Annotated in this window: 18 protein-coding genes; 13 read left to right on the top strand and 5 right to left on the bottom strand. The window is 73.9% G+C overall.

Annotated features, from left to right (window positions below; translation table 11 throughout):
* Positions 1-6: 6 nt before the first annotated feature.
* The 4 genes from Y09_RS04555 to Y09_RS04540 are packed head-to-tail and all read left to right on the top strand — an operon-like array spanning position 7 to position 4,011.
* Complete coding sequence (locus tag Y09_RS04555) at positions 7-1,359, top strand: TFIIB-type zinc ribbon-containing protein (RefSeq protein WP_234695627.1); 1,353 nt, start codon at positions 7-9, stop codon at positions 1,357-1,359.
* A gap of 42 nt (positions 1,360-1,401) precedes the next feature.
* Positions 1,402-1,722 (top strand): hypothetical protein, encoded by a 321-nt coding sequence (locus Y09_RS04550; RefSeq protein ID WP_053916457.1) that lies wholly within the window; start codon positions 1,402-1,404, stop codon positions 1,720-1,722.
* Position 1,723: 1 nt separating this feature from the next.
* A complete protein-coding gene (locus Y09_RS04545; protein ID WP_053916456.1) occupies positions 1,724-3,385 on the top strand; it encodes an FAD-binding dehydrogenase in 1,662 nt (553 codons plus the stop codon).
* Positions 3,382-4,011 (top strand): AAA family ATPase, encoded by a 630-nt coding sequence (locus tag Y09_RS04540; RefSeq protein ID WP_053916455.1) that lies wholly within the window; start codon positions 3,382-3,384, stop codon positions 4,009-4,011. The genes Y09_RS04545 and Y09_RS04540 overlap by 4 nt, the downstream gene beginning before the upstream one ends.
* Here Y09_RS04540 and Y09_RS04535 read toward each other — a convergent pair.
* Complete coding sequence (locus tag Y09_RS04535; protein WP_053916454.1) at positions 3,996-4,877, bottom strand: NAD(P)-dependent oxidoreductase; 882 nt, start codon at positions 4,875-4,877, stop codon at positions 3,996-3,998. The two genes, Y09_RS04540 and Y09_RS04535, sit on opposite strands and share 16 nt — an antisense overlap.
* A 71-nt stretch (positions 4,878-4,948) precedes the next feature.
* On the opposite strand from Y09_RS04535, the gene Y09_RS04530 reads away from it, so the two are divergent.
* Both Y09_RS04530 and Y09_RS04525 read left to right on the top strand, forming a co-directional pair.
* The gene (locus tag Y09_RS04530) at positions 4,949-6,169 is read left to right on the top strand and encodes an endonuclease/exonuclease/phosphatase family protein (protein WP_053916453.1); all 1,221 of its coding nucleotides are present in this window, start codon (positions 4,949-4,951) and stop codon (positions 6,167-6,169) included.
* Entirely contained in the window at positions 6,166-7,026 is an 861-nt protein-coding gene (locus Y09_RS04525; RefSeq protein WP_053916452.1) for a sulfurtransferase, read from the top strand. The genes Y09_RS04530 and Y09_RS04525 overlap by 4 nt, the downstream gene beginning before the upstream one ends.
* Before the next feature lie 12 nt (positions 7,027-7,038).
* On the opposite strand, the gene Y09_RS04520 is transcribed toward Y09_RS04525, so the two are convergent.
* Positions 7,039-8,832, bottom strand: a complete 1,794-nt coding sequence (locus tag Y09_RS04520) for an alpha/beta-hydrolase family protein (protein WP_053916451.1) — start codon at positions 8,830-8,832, stop codon at positions 7,039-7,041.
* A 61-nt stretch (positions 8,833-8,893) separates the two neighbouring features.
* Between Y09_RS04520 and Y09_RS04515 the strand changes: the two genes are divergently transcribed.
* Positions 8,894-9,835 (top strand): phosphoglycerate dehydrogenase, encoded by a 942-nt coding sequence (locus Y09_RS04515; protein ID WP_053916450.1) that lies wholly within the window; start codon positions 8,894-8,896, stop codon positions 9,833-9,835.
* A 17-nt stretch (positions 9,836-9,852) separates the two neighbouring features.
* On the opposite strand, the gene mtnN is transcribed toward Y09_RS04515, so the two are convergent.
* Positions 9,853-10,578, bottom strand: coding sequence for a 5'-methylthioadenosine/S-adenosylhomocysteine nucleosidase (gene mtnN / locus Y09_RS04510; protein ID WP_053916449.1), 726 nt, complete (start codon positions 10,576-10,578; stop codon positions 9,853-9,855).
* Between the two features lie 124 nt (positions 10,579-10,702).
* Here mtnN and Y09_RS04505 point away from each other — a divergent pair, with 124 nt between their 5' ends.
* Positions 10,703-11,638: an alpha/beta hydrolase fold domain-containing protein gene (locus Y09_RS04505; protein WP_053916448.1), complete on the top strand. Its 936-nt coding sequence runs from the start codon at positions 10,703-10,705 to the stop codon at positions 11,636-11,638.
* A gap of 9 nt (positions 11,639-11,647) precedes the next feature.
* Here the strand turns inward: Y09_RS04505 and Y09_RS04500 are convergent, their stop codons facing one another.
* Both Y09_RS04500 and argS read right to left on the bottom strand, forming a co-directional pair.
* Positions 11,648-12,355 (bottom strand): lysoplasmalogenase family protein, encoded by a 708-nt coding sequence (locus Y09_RS04500; protein ID WP_053916447.1) that lies wholly within the window; start codon positions 12,353-12,355, stop codon positions 11,648-11,650.
* A 133-nt stretch (positions 12,356-12,488) separates the two neighbouring features.
* On the bottom strand, positions 12,489-14,246 hold the full coding sequence (gene argS / locus Y09_RS04495) for an arginine--tRNA ligase (RefSeq protein WP_053916446.1): 1,758 nt from the start codon (positions 14,244-14,246) through the stop codon (positions 12,489-12,491).
* An 81-nt stretch (positions 14,247-14,327) separates the two neighbouring features.
* Here argS and Y09_RS04490 point away from each other — a divergent pair, with 81 nt between their 5' ends.
* From Y09_RS04490 to Y09_RS04470, 5 genes are read left to right on the top strand one after another with little or no spacing between them, the layout of a single operon-like run.
* Positions 14,328-14,747, top strand: coding sequence for a YccF domain-containing protein (locus tag Y09_RS04490; protein WP_010549994.1), 420 nt, complete (start codon positions 14,328-14,330; stop codon positions 14,745-14,747).
* 2 nt (positions 14,748-14,749) lie between these two features.
* Entirely contained in the window at positions 14,750-15,247 is a 498-nt protein-coding gene (locus Y09_RS04485) for a flavin reductase family protein (protein ID WP_010549995.1), read from the top strand.
* Positions 15,244-16,179 carry an alpha/beta hydrolase gene (locus tag Y09_RS04480; RefSeq protein ID WP_053916445.1) on the top strand — a complete coding sequence of 312 codons (936 nt, stop codon included), beginning with the start codon at positions 15,244-15,246 and terminating at the stop codon, positions 16,177-16,179. The genes Y09_RS04485 and Y09_RS04480 overlap by 4 nt, the downstream gene beginning before the upstream one ends.
* Positions 16,176-17,627, top strand: a complete 1,452-nt coding sequence (locus Y09_RS04475; protein ID WP_053916444.1) for a hypothetical protein — start codon at positions 16,176-16,178, stop codon at positions 17,625-17,627. Before Y09_RS04480 ends, Y09_RS04475 begins: the two co-directional genes overlap by 4 nt.
* On the top strand, positions 17,624-18,289 hold the full coding sequence (locus Y09_RS04470; protein ID WP_053916443.1) for a DUF6320 domain-containing protein: 666 nt from the start codon (positions 17,624-17,626) through the stop codon (positions 18,287-18,289). The genes Y09_RS04475 and Y09_RS04470 overlap by 4 nt, the downstream gene beginning before the upstream one ends.
* Positions 18,290-18,308: the final 19 nt, after the last annotated feature.

The following is an 18,308-nucleotide window of genomic DNA, read 5'->3' as shown; positions in this document are numbered from 1 at the left end:
CTCTCGATGACCTCACCCCCTCCGCAGGATCCGCAGGGCCCGCCGTGGGCGCGCCCGCCGCAGCCGCCCCGGGCCCCGCAGCCCGGAGGCGCGGCGTCGTCGAGCACCGACGCCCCGATGCTCGGGGACGAGGCCGTCGCGCGCGCCGCCGAGGCCGCCGCCGGCCACAGCTCCGAGCGGATCATCGACACGAGCTCCGGCCGGGACGACGGGCTGAACAAGTGCCCGCGCTGCGGCAGCACCGAGATCCAGTACTCGCTGACCGCGAAGGCGCTGGTGTGCTCGTACTGCCGCTACAGCTGGAACGAGGACATCGCCGAGCAGCGCTTCGGGCTCGACTCCTCGATCGCGGAGCTGCGCGGCCACACCATGGCCTCCGGCACCGCGGACGTGCGCGAGGACCTCACCACCGTGACCCTGAAGTGCCAGGGCTGCGGCGCGGAGATCGTCCTCAACGTCGACCAGCAGATGCAGGCCCGCTGCCACTGGTGCCGCCAGACCCTCTCGATCAACTCGCAGATCCCCAACGGCGCGGTGCCGGACGCGGTGCTGCCCTTCCTGCTCACCCGAGAGGAGGCGGTCGAGCGGATCGACGCCTTCGCCGGGAAGCGCAAGACCTTCGCGCTGGGCCGCTTCACGCAGGAGTTCGTGCCCGAGAACGTGATGGGCGTGTACATCCCGTATCTCGTGGTCGACGGGAACATGCATGCCGTGCTGCGCGGCAACGGCGAGGTCACCACCCGCGAGTACACGGTGCGGCGCCGCGTGGGCAAGGACAACTACGTCACCGAGACCTACTACGACGCGGACGTCTACGCCGTCCAGCGCGCCTTCGACCTTCTGGTCGACGACCTCACCGTCGAGTCCGCGAGCCGGTTCGACGCGGACGAGAACGAGGAGGCGACCAACAACATCCTGAGCGCCGTCCAGCCCTACGACACCGAGAACGCGGTCACCTACAACTCGAACTACCTCAGGGGCTTCACCTCCGAGCGGCGCGACCTGAACGTCCGGGACGTCGACGCCGAGGTGGAGAACCGGTTCCTCGCGATCGCCCGGGCGAAGGCCGCCCCCACCATCTCCCGCTACGACCGCGGGGTGCGCTGGAAGGAGGAGGGCGTGGCCGTGCACGGCACGCGCTGGGTGTCGATCTACGTGCCGGTGTGGCTGTACAGCTACGCCGACTCCGCCAAGGGCGAGGGCGCGCTCACCCACTACATCGCGGTCAACGGCCGCACCGGCACCACGATGGGCTCCGTGCCCGTCTCCCATCCGAAGATCTTCGCCGCCTCCTGCGCCGCGGGCGCCGTCGCCGCCGTGGTCGGCGCGCTCGCCGGCCTCGCCTACATGTTCTTCTGATGAGCACGCCGACCACGACCGACCACCCCCGAGGAGGCCCGCATGCACCCGCTGCTCGCTGAGATCGCCGCGGACCCGACCGCCGCGATGCTGCTGGCCGACTCCGGGGACGGCGCCGCCGGGATCGCCTTCCCCTTCCTGCTCGGCCCGGCCGTGTTCCTGGGCACCTACCTCGGCATCTACCGCTATTACCGCAACCAGGACAAGCGGCACGAGTTCGAGAAGAAGACCGACGTCGCCGTCGGCAACCTCCGCACCGGCGACCGCCGCGTCGGGACCAACAACCGCCAGAAGAGCCGCAGCATGGCCGGTCGCAACAGCACCGACCACCTCGAGCGGGTGCGCCGGATCCGGGTGGACTGAGGTGGGCGCGGCCGAGGTGATCGTCATCGGCGCGGGGCTCTCGGGCCTCGTCGCAGCGACGGAGATCGCCGACTCCGGTCGCCGTGTGCTCCTGCTCGAGCGGGAGGGCGAGCAGGACCTGGGTGGGCAGGCCTGGTGGAGCTTCGGCGGGCTGTTCCTGGTGGACAGCCCCGAGCAGCGCCGACTCGGGATCCGCGACTCGCTCGAGCTCGCCCGACAGGACTGGCTCGGATCCGCCTCCTTCGAGGAGCCCGACGGCTCCGATGATCACTGGCCGCGCCGCTGGGCCGAGGCGTACCTGCAGTTCGCGGCGGGGGAGAAGCGCGAGTGGCTGCGTGCGATGGGGCACCGGATCTTCCCCGTGGTCGGCTGGGCCGAGCGGGGCGACGGCCGCGCCGAGGGGCACGGCAACTCCGTGCCCCGCTTCCACCTCACCTGGGGGACGGGACCGGGCCTCGTCGAGCCCTTCGCCCGACGTCTCGCCGCGCACCGCGAGGCGGGGCGGATCGCGCTGCGCACCCGGCACGCGGTGGAGGACCTCCTGGTGGAGGAGGGGCGCGTGGTCGGGGTGCGCGGCAGCGTGCTCGCGCCCGACGACTCCCCGCGCGGCGCCGGCTCCACCCGGGAGGTTGTCGGCGACTTCGAGGAGCGGGCCGCGGCGGTGCTGCTCGCGACCGGCGGGATCGGCGGGAACGAGGAGCTGGTGCGCTCGCTGTGGCCCGAGGAGCTCGGCACCATGCCGGAGGACTTCGTGCACGGGGTGCCCGCGAGCGTGGACGGCGCCGGGATGCTCGCCGCCGAGCGGGCCGGAGCGCGCTGGATCCACCGCCACCGCATGTGGCACTACACCGAGGGGATCTGCAACTGGGACCCCGTCTGGCGCGGCCACGGGATCCGGATCCTGCCAGGACCGTCCTCGCTGTGGGTCGACGCGCGCGGCCATCGCCTGCCCGCCCCCGCCTATCCCGGCTTCGACACCACGGGCACCCTGCGCCATCTGCGCACCACCGGCCACGACCACTCCTGGTTCGTGCTGACCCGGAAGATCATCGAGAAGGAGTTCGCGCTCTCCGGCAGCGAGCAGAACCCGGACCTGACCGGCAAGGACTGGAAGCAGGTGCTCGGACGGGTGCGGCCCGGCGCGCCCGGTCCGGTGCAGGCCTTCCTCGACCGCGGCGAGGACTTCCTCCAGGCCCGCGACGTGGAGGGGCTCGTCGACCAGATGAACGCGCTGGTGGGGGAGGACCTGATCGACGCCCGTGCGCTCGAGCGCACGATCCGTGCCCGGGACGCCGAGGTGGGCAACCGCTTCTCGAAGGACGCCCAGATCACCGCGCTGCGCGGCGCGCGCGGCTATCTCGGCGACCGCCTGATCCGCACCGCCTCCCCGCACCGGCTGCTCGATCCCTCGGCGGGTCCGCTGATCGCGGTGCGCCTGCACGTGCTGCTGCGCAAGACCCTCGGCGGTCTCGAGACCGACCTCGGCGGGCGGGTGCAGCGCCACGGCGGCGCATCGCTGCCGGGGCTCTATGCGGCGGGTGAGGCGAGCGGATTCGGGGGCGGCGGCGTGCACGGCCACAACGCGCTCGAGGGCACCTTCCTCGGCGGCTGCCTGTTCTCCGGCCGCCAGGCCGCCGCGGGCGTGCTCGAGGACCTGCGGTGAGCACGGCCCCGGGATGTCGGGCGCTGCTGCTCGTCGGCGCGGTGGGCGTGGGCAAGACGACGACTGCCGACGCGATCGGAGACGAGCTCGAGGGCCGGGGCGTCCCCGGGGCCGTGATCGACCTCGATGCGATTCGCCGGGGCTGGCCCGCGCCGCCCGGGGACCGCTTCAACAGCGCGATCGAGCTTGCGAACCTACGTGCCGTGGCGCAGAACTTTCGAGAGGCCGGTGCGGAGGTCCTGGTCGCGGCTGGAGTGATGGAGAAGAGGGCGGCCCGGGCCCGCTATGAAGAGGCGGTGGGCGTCCCGCTGACGGTTGTACGGCTCGTCGCGCCCCGTGACCTGGTGCGCTCGCGCCTCCACCGCCGCCACGAACTCGAACCGGAGTCGCTGACCTGGCACCTCGACCGCTTCGACGAGCTCACCGCGATCCTCGACGCCGCCGCAGTCGAGGACGTCACCGTCCCGGTCGCCGAGGACCCCCGCGCCACGGCCCGTGCCGTGCTTGATGCCGTGTGGCGAGGGGAGCTCGGTCGACGGATCGACGATGTCGTCGAGGACCGTGTCGAGCTGGGGACCTTCAAGACCACCGGGTCGGAGTTCGAGCGCCGTCACCCCTCCGTCTGAGCGGCGCCCGGCAGCAGGATCGTCGAGAAGTCGTCCTCGCCGTGGCCGGCGGCGATCTCCGCGTCGAGCGAGGCCAGTGCGCCGCGCAGCGCGGGCAGGTCGCTGCCGGGGCGAGACGAGCCGTCGGACGCAGCGCCGTCGACGGTGTCGATCATCAGCCGGGCGTCCTTCGCGATGGCGTCCGCAGTGAAGTCCCCTCCCACGGTCGAGCGCTCCCCGCGCACGAACGGCCCCTTCATCCCCGCGATGAACGCGAGCCCGGTGGCGCCGAGCATGTCCAGGGTCGCCTCCGCGGAGGTGCCGGTCGCCTCGCCGAAGGCGAGCGCCTCCCGCAGGCCCTGCGCGGAGACGGCCAGGGCCAGGTTCGCCAGCAGCTTCCCGACGGCGGCCTCCCGGCCGGAGCCGACGCCGCGCAGGCGCTCCGGGTCGGCCCAGGGGGCGACGACGTCGAGGACCTGCTCGCGCCGTGCGTCGTCGGGAGTGCCGACGTAGACGCCGAGGCTGCCGTTGCGGGCCGGGCCCAGGGTGCCGACCACGGGAGCGCCCACGTACGTGGGGACGGCGGCGGCGAACTCCTCGGCGTCGGCGGGGGAGACGGTGGTGGTGTCCACCCAGGTGACGCCGCCCGGGATCAGGGACGGGACGATCACGGTCTCCCGCACCGCGTCGGGGCCGAACAGCGAGGTGACGACCAGCTCGGCGTCCGCGACGGCCTCGTCGGCGGTGGAGGCGACTGCGGCGCCCGCCTCGGCGAGGCGCTGTGTGCGGGAGGCGGTGCGGTTCCAGACGGTGAGCTCGTGGTCGGGGAGCAGATGGAGAGCCAGCTCGGTGCCCATGCGGCCGGTGCCCAGGAACGCGATTCTCATGCCGCCAGTGTGCCACCGGGCCGTCCACAGCGGCCTGTCGTCCGGCCCCGGGAACGTGCACAATGGAAGTCATGACTCCTCGCCTCTCCCGTCGCCGGGCGCTCGTCGCCGCTGCCGCTGCCGGGCTCGGACTGCCCGCCGCCGCCACCGCCACCGCCGCGGAGCCCGCGCGTCGGGGCGGTCCGTTCCAGTCGCTGCGCGCCGCGACCTTCAACGCCTCCCTGAACCGCGGCCGTGAGGGGCAGCTGCTCGAGGACCTCGCCACCGGGAAGGACGCCCAGATCCGGGCGGTCGCCGAGGTCATCCAGATCAACAGCCCCGACATCCTGCTGCTCAACGAGTTCGACCACGACGACGAGGGACGCGGCGTGGACCTCTTCCGCGAGAAGTACCTCGAGGTGCCGCAGAACGGGCAGAGCCCCGCCTTCTACCCCTACGCCTTCACCGCCCCCGTGAACACGGGCGTGCCCTCCGGCCTGGACCTGAACCGCGACGGCGCCGTCGCGGGCCCGGATGACGCCTGGGGATTCGGCCAGTTCCCCGGCCAGTACGGGATGGTGGTCCTCTCCCGCTACCCGATCCTCACCGATCAGGTGCGCACCTTCCAGAACCTGCGCTGGGCGGACATGCCGCAGAACCTGCTGCCCACCGAGTTCTACGGGCCGGAGATCTCCCCGCAGCTGCGGCTGAGCTCGAAGTCGCACTGGGACGTGCCGGTGCAGATCGGCACGGACGTCCTCCACGTCCTCGCCGCACACCCCACCCCGCCGAGCTTCGACGGTCCCGAGAAGCGCAACCAGCGCCGTAACCACGACGAGATCCGGCTGTGGGTCGACTACCTCCAGCCGGGCCGTCGCTCGCAGTGGATCGTCGACGACGCCGGGGTGCGCGGCGGTCTGGATCCCAGCGCCCCCTTCGTGATCCTCGGCGACTTGAACTCCGACCCGGTCGATGGTGACTCCTGGCCCGGCGCGATCGAGCAGCTCCTGCGCCATCCCCGCGTCCAGGACCCCAAGCCCACCAGCGACGGCGCCGTCGAGGCGGCCGAGACGCAGGGAGGCGCGAACGCCGGGCACGGCGGCGAGGCGCGGTACGACACCGCCGACTTCGCCGAGCCCACCCCGGGGAACCTCCGCGTCGACTACGTGCTGCCCGCCCGCGAGCTGCAGATCGCCTCCTCGGCCGTGTACTGGCCGCGCCAGGGCGAGCCGGGCAGCGAGCTGACCGGCAGCCACCCCTTCCCCACCTCCGACCACCGCCTGGTGCGGGTGGACCTGCAGGTGAAGGCGTGAGCCCGGCCTCCGCCCCGCTCCTCGACGTCGCCGCGCTGCACGCGCTGATCGACGAGATCGGGCAGGAGGGTCGCCCCCTGGTCCTGCTCGACGTGCGCTGGGCGCTCGACGGCAGCAAGGGCGAGCACGACCACCTCGCCGGGCATCTCCCCGGCGCGGTCTACGTCGACCTCGGCACCGAGCTCGCGGCCCCGGCGCGCCCCGAGGCGGGCCGTCACCCGCTGCCCGACCCCGCGGACTTCGCCGCGACCCTGCGCCGTCTCGGCGTCACCGAGGACTCCCGCATCGTCGCCTACGACGACACCGACGGCGGCCCCGCCGCCCGCCTGGTGTGGATGCTGCGCGCCCTCGGCCACGAGGCCTCCGTGCTCAGCGGCGGCCTGCACGCCTGGAACGGACCGCTCGAGAGCGGGCCCGTCACCCCGGAGCCCGGGGACGTGCCGGTGCGGGACTGGCCCGCGGACCGGATCGCGAGCGCCGACGAGGTCGCGCAGCTCGCCGCCTCCGAGGGGGCCGTCGTGATCGACGCCCGCGCCCCCGAGCGCTATCGCGGCGAGGTCGAGCCGATCGACCCGCGCGCCGGCCACGTGCCCGGCGCCGTGAACCTGCCCTATGCCGGCAACCTCGATCCGGAGCGGCGCTTCCTTCCCCCCGAGGAGCTGCGGGAGCGCTTCGAGGCCGCCGGCGTCACGGCGGACGGCGAGGCGGTCGTGTACTGCGGCTCCGGCGTCACCGCCACCCACGACCTGCTCGCGCTCGAGGCCGCGGGCTTCCCGCGGGTGCGGCTCTTCCCCGGCTCCTGGTCGCAGTGGAGCGCGGACCCCGAACGGCCCGTCGCCGTCGGCCCGAACCCCTGAGCCCCCTCCCGCTCACGCTCCCGGGTTGATCTCCCGGATCGCCGCGATGATCTCGCGGTGCCGGCGTCGCTGCGCGGGACGCTGCTCCTCGGGCACGTCCTGGCCCAGCACCGCCGCCCAGATCGGGACCATCTCCTCGCGGTACGAGTGCCCGTGCCCGCCCGGCGCCGCGATCGACAGCGGCATGTCCGAGGCGATCTGCCAGAAGGTGATCCACGGGAACCAGCGCATCGCCGGGGTGACGTCGTGCCCCACCCGTTCCTGCAGCCAGGCCGGCTCCCGCCACAGCAGCGACGGATCGAACCACACCACCGGGTCCGAGGGATGCTGGGCGAAGACCACGCGCGGGCTCTCCCACGGCACGTACAGCCCGCCCCAGTAGTTGCGGTCCAGGTCCCGGGGACGGGTGACCACGCGGACGTGCCGGCCGTCGTCGATGATCGGCGCGACCGCGGGGGAGCCGGGCCGGGCACGGGAGGTCAGCTGCTCCCACAGCGGGGTGAAGCTCGGGGTGCCCGTCCACACCGCCCCGTCGACCGTGCGCAGCAGCTCGGGCAGGTCGCGGAACGCGGCGGTGCCGCCGAAGGCGCCCAGCGACTCGCCGGCCACGTACAGGCGCGGACGCCGCTCAGGCGGGAGCTGTGCCATCCGGCGCCGCACGCCCTGGACCAGCAGCGCGCCGGCGCGCTGCGGGGAGCGGCGGTCGGCGAGATAGGTGAGGGGGCTCGGGAAATAGGAGTACTGGAGGGAGGCGGTCGCGCAGTTCCCCGCGGTGAGGAACTCGATCGCGGACAGCGACCACTCCTGCAGCCAGCCGGTGCCGGTCCCGGTGAACAGCACCAGCACCTCCCGGTCCCAGGCGCCGGTGCGGTCCAGCTCCGCGATGACCGCGTCGACGGTGTCCTCGAGGGTGCGGGAGCCGGACTTCGCGGCGTACACGCGGATCGGCTCGGCCGCCTCTCGGCCGACGGTGCGGGAGATCGTGGCCGCCTCCGCGCCGGCGGAGACGATCTTGCGGCCCGGCGCGCCGAGGGACTGCCAGGTCTCCAGCGAACCCGGCCCGCCCGAGCGCAGCGCGGAGGTGGGGCGGGGCACGTCGGGGGAGATCAGCCGGTTCGCCGCGTCGGCCCGCTCGATCATGCCCTCGAGCACCCGCCCGCGGATCAGCCGGTCCACCGCCACCGCGACCGTCGCGGCGGTCAGCAGCAGCGAGGCGGCGCCGACCACGCGCGCCGGCAGGTAGGGACGCAGCAGTGAACGGTAGAAGTGCGCGGTCGCGACGGTGGACCGGGCGGCGACGAGCGCGGCGAGGGAGAACCCGGCCCCGGCCGCCGTGCCGACCAGGTGCGTGGCGAGGTTCTTGGGCTCCTGGTGGACCAGATGGCTGATCTCCCGCTGCCGCATCACCCCTCGCACCCACGAGTAGGCGGTGATGCCGACGAGGGCGCACGCCCCCGCCCAGCGGGCGCGGCGGCGATGGTCCGGGGCGATGTCCACCTCGAGGCCGATCGCGGCGCCGGCGCGGCGCACGGCACGGCCGGCGAGGGCGCCGGCGGCGTAGCCGTAGACCTCCGACAGCCCGATGTTCACCGCCCACATCCACCAGGTGCGGGGCAGCAGGCTCGGGGAGGTCGAGATCCATGCGGTCAGCGAGGCGCCGAGGAAGCCGCCGGTGTCCAGCGGGGCGGCGATCGCCGAGCGGCGCGCCCCGCGACGCGCCCGGCGGGTGGTGCGTCGCAGCGCTCGCGCGGCGCCGCCGGTGAGGCCGGTCAGGGAGGACAGGGCTGAGGCGGGGCCGAAGCGCATGGGGGAAGGCTATCGGAGGACGTCCGGCAGGCGCGATGCGCTTCCTCCGTACCCTGGGGGCATGAAGATCCTGCTTCCCGACACCATGCCCCTGGACCCGACGCTGCCGGAGGGCTGGGAGGCGGTCGTGGTCGACGCCCGCGCCGAGATCCCCGCCGCCCATCACGACGCCGCCGCCCTCGTGGTCTGGGGCTCCTCCCGCCGCCACCTCGCCTCCGCCGCCGCGGACCTGCCGCAGCTGCGGCTGGTCCAGTCCCTCGCCGCCGGGGTCGAGGGGATCCTCGCCGCCGGCTTCGCGGACGACGTCGTCGTCGCCACCGGCGCGGGCCTGCACTCGAGGACCGTCAGCGAGCATGCGCTCGCCCTGCTGCTCGCCCTCGTGCGGCGCCTGCCCGAGGCCCGCGAGGCGCAGGAGCGCCACGAGTGGAGCGACGAGCTCGGGGGCCTGCAGCCCCTGCACCCCGAGGGACGCCTCACCACGCTGCTCGGCGCGCGCGTGCTGATCTGGGGCTTCGGCAGCATCGGGCAGACCCTCGCCCCGATGCTGCAGGGCCTCGGCGCCCAGGTGCGCGGCGCCGCTCGCAGCGCCGGCACCCGCGCCGGCGTCGAGGTGATCGCCGAGGCCGATGTGCCCGCCGCCCTGCCGGGCACCGACGTGCTGGTGAACATCCTGCCCGCCACCGAGCGGACCGCCGGGATCGTGGGCCGCGAGGTGCTCGCCGCGCTGCCGGACCACGCGATCCTCGTCAACGTCGGCCGCGGCGCGACCGTCGACCAGGTCGCGCTGCGCGAGGCGCTCGAGGCGGGGACTCTCGGCGCGGCCGGCCTCGACGTCACCGAGCCCGAGCCGCTCCCGGAGGGCGACCCGCTGTGGGACGCGCCGCGCCTGCTGATCACCCCGCACGGTGCGGGAGGCCGGCCCGTCGGCGCCGACGAGCGGATCGCCGCGAACCTCCGCGCCCTGGTCGAGGGCGGCGAGGTGCTGCACCCGGCCGCGCGCTGACGCCGCGCCGGGGCGCCTCAGCCGGCGAGATCGGCGGCGAGGCGCTCGACGGCCCGGGCCGAGGTCTCCGCGACCACGTCGATCTCGAGGTGGAACTGCTGACCGGCGGCGGGACCGCACAGGTCCGAGACGGCGCGCAGCGCCACGAAGGGCACGCCGAGCGCCTCGGCGGTGCGGGCGGTGGCGGTGGTCTCCATGTCGGCGCTGAGCGCGCCGGGGAACCGCTCCCGCATCGGGTCCGCCAGCGGGGCGGTGACGAAGGCGTCGCCGGCGAGCATCAGCCCGCGCCGCACCGCGGCCGTCTGGTCGGCGCGGGCGGCGCGCTCGGCCCGGTCCGCCCAGGACGTCTCGGCCACGATCCGCTCGGGCCCGCCGGGCAGCTGCCCGGGGGCGTAGCCGAAGGCGGTCGCGTCCGCGATCGACCAGGCGAAGGTCTCGCCCACGATCACGGTGCCCACCTCGACATCCGCGGCGAGGCCGCCGCAGGAGCCGGCGGCGACCACGAGGGCGGGGGAGAGGGCGAGGACGCCCCAGGTCGCGGCCGCGGTCGCGGCGGCGACGCCGATGCCGGTGGTGACCACGACGGCCTCGGACCCGCCGAGGCGACCGCGGACGGCCGCGACCGGGGCGGGGAAGGGGACCTCGACGGGGGCGGGGCCCTCGAGGCGGGAGGTCAGCGGCGCGGCCTCCTCGGGCATCGCGACGAGGACCAGCAGGGGAGCGGGGGCGGAGGTCTCAGGCATGGTCGAAGCGTACCGGCGGGCCGGAGTCCGGCCGGTGCCGCTCCCGCACCGTCCAGGCGGGTTCGTTAGTCTGGGCGGACCGGCACAGAGGCGGCCCGAGCGGCCGCGGACAGGAGGGCAAGCGATGGGTCGCATCCGAGACGCCGTGGTGACGGGGGCTCGCGCCGCCGCGAGGATCCCGATCCCCTCCGCCCTCACCCATCAGGCGCTGCGCGAGGCCCGCAGCCCGCAGCCTCCCTCGCACGTGCTGAAGTCCCATGCGATCGAGCAGGAGATGATCGGCCGCACCCGCACCGTGTGGCTGGACCGCCACCACCGCGGCAACGGCCTGATCATCCACCTGCACGGCGGCGCCTACGTCTCGGGCCCCTTCACCAGCGACTGGGCCTGGCTCTCCCGCCAGGTCGAGGCGCAGGACTGCGCCGGGCTCATGGTCGACTACCGCAACGCCCCCGACCACCAGCACCCCGTCGGCCGGGACGACGTCGAGGCGGTCCTCGCCGCGCTCGCGGCCGACGGGCGGCTGGGCGAGGGCCCGTGGGTCCTCAGCGGCCAGCACTCCGGCGGCGGGCTCGCCGTGGTCGTCGCGCGGCGACTGGTCGAGCAGGAGTCCGAGGCGCTCGCGCCGGTGCCCGCCCCGGCCGCGATCGTGCTGATGTCGCCCTGGCTGGACCTGGAGCTGTCCGCTGCGTGGATGAGCGAGACGGACCAGTCCGATCCGGTGCACGAGCGGCGCCTGCTGCGCGATGCGGCCCGCCGCTACGCCGGGCGCACCCCGCTGGACGATCCGGACCTCTCCCCGATCAACCGGGGCCTGGAGGGCCTGCCGCCGCTGCACCTGAGCGTCGGCCAGAAGGACCTCTTCGCCTCCGACGCGCGGGTCGCTCGGCTCCAGCTCGAGGAGAACGGCGAGGAGGTCGCCTATCGGGAGATCGGCGGCCGCCTCGGTCTGCAGCTGATCCCGCGCAAGGGCGAGGACATCGAGCGGCTGCACCGCGAGCAGTCCGAGCTGATCGGCCGCGCCCTGGGCCGGAAGGACCGGGACGGCCGGGAGGGCTGAGCGGCCCCGTCAGCCCTCGACGATCACGAGCGAGGGGGCGGGGGCGGCGACGGTCCAGCGGTGCCGCGGCATCGCCTTCACCAGCCCCGCCACGAGCAGGGCGTGGCCCACCAGGTAGGTCAGCATCACCACCTCGGTGCTGAAAGCGATCGCGGCGCCGGGCAGGAACCAGTCCATCCCCAGCAGCGAGCTCGACAGCAGGAACAGGGTGCCTCCCGTCCAGGTCAGGCCGTTGCCGCCGGCGGAGAGGAAGGCCATCGTCGCCAGCGCCACCGCATAGGCGGCCACCATCGGCAGCAGGGAGCCGGCCCCGTCCGCGCAGGCGACGAACAGCCCGATCACCACGGCGCCGTAGGGGATCGCGAGCGCGATGCGCATCGGGTCGCGGGAACGGGTCCACAGCGGCACGAGCGCGGCCGAGTAGCAGATCAGCGCGCCCAGGAAGCCGACGACGGCGAGCATCCCGCTGCCCTCGACGGGGACCTGCCCCACGCTGTCGCCGATCCATGCGCAGACCAGGGCGCCGAGCATCAGCCCCGTCGTGCGGGAGCGGTACGGGGCTGCGGTGAGCACCACGGCGATGAGCACCGGGGCGAACATCGGCTGGGTGATCCGGCCGATCAGATCCGCGTCGGCCAGGAGCGCGCCGAGGTGGACCAGTGCGAGGAGCGCATAGGCCCCCCACAGGGCGCGATGGGCCGAGCGGATCGTGGACACCGTCCCAGCGTAGGAAGCAGATCCTGGCTCTGACCAGGGATCGACCGCCGGACTGGGGCACGTTTGGGTAACGGCGGACACGGTTCGGTCACGACGGGGGAGGGATGTCCGAAATGCCGCGCCGGGGGTGCCCTCACATCTGCTGCGGCGCCTCCACCCCGAGCGCGTCGAGGCCCTCGACGAGCACCCGCTCGGCGAGCTGTGCGAGGGCGAGACGGCCCGCGCGCACCTCCGCGTCGTCCTCCTTGAGGATCGGGGAGGCGTCGTAGAACGCGGTGAACGCCTGCGCGAGGGAGAAGAGATACGCACACAGGCGGTGCGGCTCGTACTCCGCGCCGACGGAGGCGAGGACCGGGCCGAACTCGAGCAGCTGCAGCGCGAGCGCCCGCTCCGCGTCGTTCACGACCAGGGGCGCCGCCGCGGCGGTGACGCCGGCCGTCTCGGCCCGTCGGCCGATCGAGCGGATCCGTGCCACCGCGTACTGGAGGTAGGGCGCGGTGTTGCCGGTCAGCGCCAGCATCCGGTCGAGGTCGAAGGTGTAGTCCGAGTCGTGCGCGGTGGAGAGGTCGGCGTACTTCACGCCGCCGATCCCGATCGCGTGCGCGATCTGCTCGCGCTCCTCGTCGGAGAGGTCGGGGCGCAGCTCGTCGATGACGGTGCGGGCCTTCGCCACCGCCTCCTCCAGCAGCGCCATCAGCCGCAGCGAGGCGCCGGAGCGGGTGCGCAGGATCTTGCCGTCCTCGCCGAGCACGGAGCCGATCTTCACATGGGTCGCCTCGACCGTCTCAGGCAGCCAGCCCGCCTCCCGTGCGGTGGCGAACACCATCCGGAAGTGGAGCTCCTGCGCGGTGCCGACGACATAGGCGATGCGGTCCGCCCTGAGGTCCCGCACGCGATGGCGGATCGCGGTGAGGTCCGTGGTGGCGTAGCCGTAGCCTCCGTCGGACTTGCGGATGATCAGCGGCAGCGGCTGCTCGTCGCGCCCGGTGAAGCCCTCCGGGAAGACGCACAGCGCCCCGTCGGAGATCCGGGCGATCCCGGCGGCCTCCAGATCGGTGCAGGTGGTCTCGAGCTGGTCGTTGTAGGTCGACTCGCCGGCGAGGTCCTCGTCGGTCAGCGTCACGTCCAGCATCTCGTAGATGCGGTGGAAGTACTCCTTGGACAGCCCCACCAGGTGCGTCCAGATGCGCAGCGACTCGGCGTCCCCGGACTGGAGGGTCGCCACGCGCCGACGCGCTCGCGCGGCGAAGCCGGACTCGCCGTCGGCGGCGGCCTCGGAGGCGTCGAACTTCCCGCGCGCCGCCTGGTAGAACGCGTTGGGGTCGGTGGTCAGCAGCTCCGCCTCGGCGCTGTCCTCGCCCACCTCGAGGAGGTGCTCGATGAGCATCCCGAAGGGGGTGCCCCAGTCGCCGATGTGGTTCTGGCGCACCACGGTGTGTCCGAGCTTCTCCAGGGTGCGCGCGATCGAGTCGCCGACCACGGTGGTGCGCAGGTGTCCGACGTGCATCTCCTTGGCCACGTTCGGCGCCGAGTAGTCGAGCACCACGGTCTCCGCCCGCTCGGGGGAGGGGACGCCGAGGCGGGCGTCGCCCGCGAGCTCGGCGGCCTGCGCGGCGACCCAGTCGGTGCGCAGGCGGATGTTCAGGAAGCCGGGTCCGGCGATCTCCGGGGTCTCCGCCATGTCCGAGAGGTCCACGGCCGCGAGGATGTCCGCGGCGATGTCGCGGGGCTTGCGGCCGAGGCGCTTGGCCAGTCCCATCGCGGCGTTGCACTGGAAGTCCGCGAACTGCGAGGGGCGGATGATCGGGTCGGCATCCGCGAACTCGGACCCGAAGGCGGCGGCGAAGGCGGACTGGAAGCGCTCGGTCAGCGCGATCTCGGGAGCTGGCATGCGTCCCAGAGTAGTGGCCCTCCCGCACGGTCGGGGGACAGCCCCCTGGCCGCGGACAGCAGCGGTGCCTACCCTGGCTCCATGCGTTCCCTCCTGAGCCTGGTCCTGAACATCATCTGGCTGCTGACCGCCGGCTGGTCGCTCTTCCTCGGCTACCTCCTCGCCGGGATCCTGGCCTGCCTCCTCGTCGTCACCATCCCGTTCGGACTCGCGTCCTTCCGCATCGCGGGCTTCGTGATCTGGCCCTTCGGCCGCGAGGTCGTCGACACCGGCCGCGGCGGCGCCGCCGGCACGATCGGCAACGTGATCTGGTTCGTGATCGCCGGCTGGTGGCTCGCGCTCGGCCACGTCGTCACCGCGCTCGCCCAGGCCGTCACGATCATCGGCATCCCGCTCGCGTGGGCGAACCTCAAGCTGATCCCCGTGACCTGCTTCCCCTTCGGCAAGGAGATCCTCGACGCGGACTCGGCCCGCGCCCGCATGCTCCCCACCGCGCGGTGAGCATGGCGCATCCCGGCGTCGACCAGGACGAGTACCGCCGCCTCAGCGACCTGCTCGCCGTGGGCCTGGCCGTGGTCAGCACCCGGCAGGGGCCCCACGACCTCCTCGTCACCGTCGACTCCTATCTCGACATCTCCTACGACCCGCCGACGATGGGCCTGGCCCTGTACGGGCTCTCCCGCGCCGCGGAGGCGGTGGAGGAGGCGGGCCACTGCTGCCTGAGCCTGCTCGCCGAGGACCAGCAGGCGCTCGCCGACCGCTTCGGCACCCCCGGCGCGCCGCTGCAGGGGATGCTCGCCGGGATCGAGGCGGGGCGCACCGCCGACGGGGACGCGATCCTCCCCGGCGCGCTCGCCCACTTCGCGCTGCGCATCGAGCAGGGCGTCGACGCCGCGACCCACCGCCTGCTGATCGGTCCCGTCGTCGGGATGGGGCAGGGCGGCGCCGAGGCGGGTCCCGCGATCCGCTTCGCGGGGGAGAAGCGGGAGCTGCGGCCGTGAGCGCCCTGCTGCGCCTGGCCCTGCGGGCGGTCGCCCGGGCCGGCCGCTTCGACGTGCGCGAGGACTACCAGCGCGTCCGCGCCCTCCAGCGACGTCTGGCCGCGCTGCCGACGGCCCTTTACCGCACCCCCACATGGGACACCTTCTCCGACGCCCCCGACGGGCATCGCGTGCCGGTGCGGGTGTTCGCGCCGACCGAGCGACGTCGCGAGGACCTGCTGCTGTTCTTCCACGGCGGCGGCTGGGTCACCGGCGACATCGAGAGCTACACCCCCGCCTGCGCCACCATGGCGGACCTCACCGGCTGCCACGTCGCCTCCGTCGACTACCGCCTCGCGCCCGAGCACCCCTTCCCCGCCGGGCTCGAGGACTGCTACGGCGTCGCGCGCGGCCTGCTGGAGGACCCGGGCCGGGCGGGGCTCACGGACCCGGACCGGATCGTCCTGGTCGGGGACTCCGCGGGAGGGAACCTCGCCGCCGCCGTCTCGCTGCTGCTGCGCGAGAGCGGCCACCGCGTCCCCTCGCGCCAGATCCTGCTCTACCCGGTCACCCACTACGACCACGACCCCGCCACCTCCCCCTTCGAGTCCGTGCGCCGGCTCGGCGACCGCTACCGGCTCACCAGCACGGAGGTCCAGGACTATCTCGACCTGTACGTCCCGTACCCCGCGCTGCGCCGCAGCCGCCTGGTCGCCCCGCTGATGGCCGAGGACCTCTCCGGACAGCCGGACACCCTCCTGCTCAGCGCGGGCCTGGACCTGCTGTGCGACGAGGGGGAGGCCTACGGACGCGCGCTCGCCGCGGCCGGGAACCGGGTGCGGATCCACCGCCTCGAGGAGGCGCTGCACGGGGTGATCACCCTGCCCCGCTTCGCGCGCCCCCTGAAGGAGGCGTACGAGGTGATCGACGAGTTCCTGGAGCAGGGGCCGTGAAGCTCTCCCTGCCGGTCCGGCGACGGCACTGGGTGCGCCTGGACAACGCCTCGAACATCTTCCTCGCCGCGCGCAGCGACGTGGACACCAAGGTCTTCCGCATGGCCGCCGAGCTGGACCACGAGGTCGACCCGGCGCTGCTGCAGGAGGCCCTGGACGCGACCTACGAGCGCTTCCCGCTCTACCACGCGGTGCTGCGCCGCGGCGTGTTCTGGTACTACCTCCAGGACAGCGACCTCCGCCCCGTCCTCGAGCCGGAGACCGAGCACACCTGCGCCCCGATCTACCAGGCGGACCGCCGCACCCTGCTGTTCCGCGTCGTCCACCACCGCCGCCGCGTGAGCCTCGAGGTGTTCCACGCCCTCTCCGACGGGACCGGGGCGCTGTGGTTCCTCACCGCCCTGCTGGAGGAGTACTGCCGCCGCCGCTTCGCCCCCGAGGACACGACGGACGTGGCGGGCTCGGTGGAGCCGGAGGTCCACGAGCTGGCCGCCGACTCCTTCGCCCACCACTTCCGTCGGCGCACACGGGCCGAGCGCGCCGCCCGGGCGCGGGAGGAGCAGGAGCGGGCCGCGCACGAGGAGGAGTTCAGCCGCGAGGCCGCCTCCGCGATGCTGCGCGCCGAGGAGGAGGAGCCCGCGGGCGAGGACCGCGAGACCTCCGGAGCCCCCGACCCCGCCCCGCCCGCGCCGCGACGGGTGCTGCGCCTGCGCGGCACCCGCACCCCCGACCACCGCACCCGCGTCCTCGAGCTGACGATGCCCGTGTCGCCCGTGCTCGCCCTCGCGAAGGGGGAGGGGGTGGCGATGTCGATGTTCCTCACCGCCGCGTTCTTCGAGGCGATCCGCCGCACCGGCGCGCTGGAGCGGGACGCCCGCGGCGCCCGCACCCTCGCCGCCTCGGTGCCGGTGAACCTGCGCCAGTTCTTCCCCTCCGACTCGGCCCGCAACTTCTTCGCCACGATCAACGTCTCCCACACCTACGGCGCCGGCGGCGACTCCCTCGGCGAGGTCGCGCGCCGGCTCCAGGAGGCCTTCGGCGCCGAGGCGAGGCCGGAGGCGCTCGAGGAGAGGCTGCGCCGCCTGATCCGGGTGGAGCGCGCTCCGCTGGCCCGGATCGTGCCCCGCCCGCTCAAGGACGTGCTGCTGGGGCTGGCCAACCGGGCGAACAACCGCTCGCTCACCGTCGCGATCTCGAACCTGGGCCGGGTGACGCTGCCCGAGGCCGCCGCCCCGCACGTCGGCCGGATGCTCTTCCACGTCTCCGCCGCACGGCCCCAGTTCTGCGCCATCTCCCACGCCGGCCTGCTCACGATCTCCTTCACCTCGCCCTTCGTCGAGACGGAGCACGTGCGGGAGTACGCGCGGATCCTCACCGAGGCCGGCATCGAGGTGTCCGTGGCCGCGTCCCGGACCACCGAGGCGGAGCTCGCGGAGGTCGGCCGATGAGGAGATGCCCCGACTGCGCGGTCGGCGTCGAGGGGGAGTGGACCCGCTGCCCCCTGTGCGCGGCGACGCTCGAGGGCACCGCCTCGCCGAGCCCCTATCCGGCGGTGCCGCTGCGCTTCCGGCGCCGCCGGGTGCTGCGCGTGCTCACGCTGACCTCGCTGGCGGTGATCGCGCTGTCCTTCCTCGCCCAGCTGCTGTTCCGTCCCGAGGAGCAGGGCCTGGGGGCGCTGCGCTCGGTGTGGCTGGGCGTGGGCGCGACCTGGCTGGTGGTGCTGGTCGCGGTGGGCAAGCGCCGCAACCTCGCGAAGTTCATCGTCTATCTTGTCGCGCTCGCCGGCGGCGTCTGCGTGTACTGGGACTACCTGACCGGCTGGGACGCCTGGTCCCTCACCTTCGTGGTGCCGATCCTGTGCGCCGCCTCCCTGATCGGGCTGGTGATCACGGTGCGGGTGGTGCGGATGCAGGTGGGCGACTACATCGTCTATTCCGGGCTGACGGTGCTGCTGGGGCTCACCCCGATCGTGTTCCTGGCGCTGGGCTGGGTGGGCACGGTGATCCCCTCGGCGATCTGCGGCGGCCTGAGCGTGCTCTCGATCGTGCTGCTGCTGACGGTGCGCGGCGGCGCGGTGCGGCAGGAGCTGGCCACGCGCCTGCACCTGTAGCGAAGATCCCACGGCGCGC

The sequence above is a fragment of the Brachybacterium sp. SW0106-09 genome, assembly GCF_001293905.1.
Taxonomy (GTDB): domain Bacteria; phylum Actinomycetota; class Actinomycetes; order Actinomycetales; family Dermabacteraceae; genus Brachybacterium; species Brachybacterium conglomeratum.
Note: the sequence above shows the minus strand (reverse complement) of the source record. Positions and strands in the feature narration are given on the sequence as shown.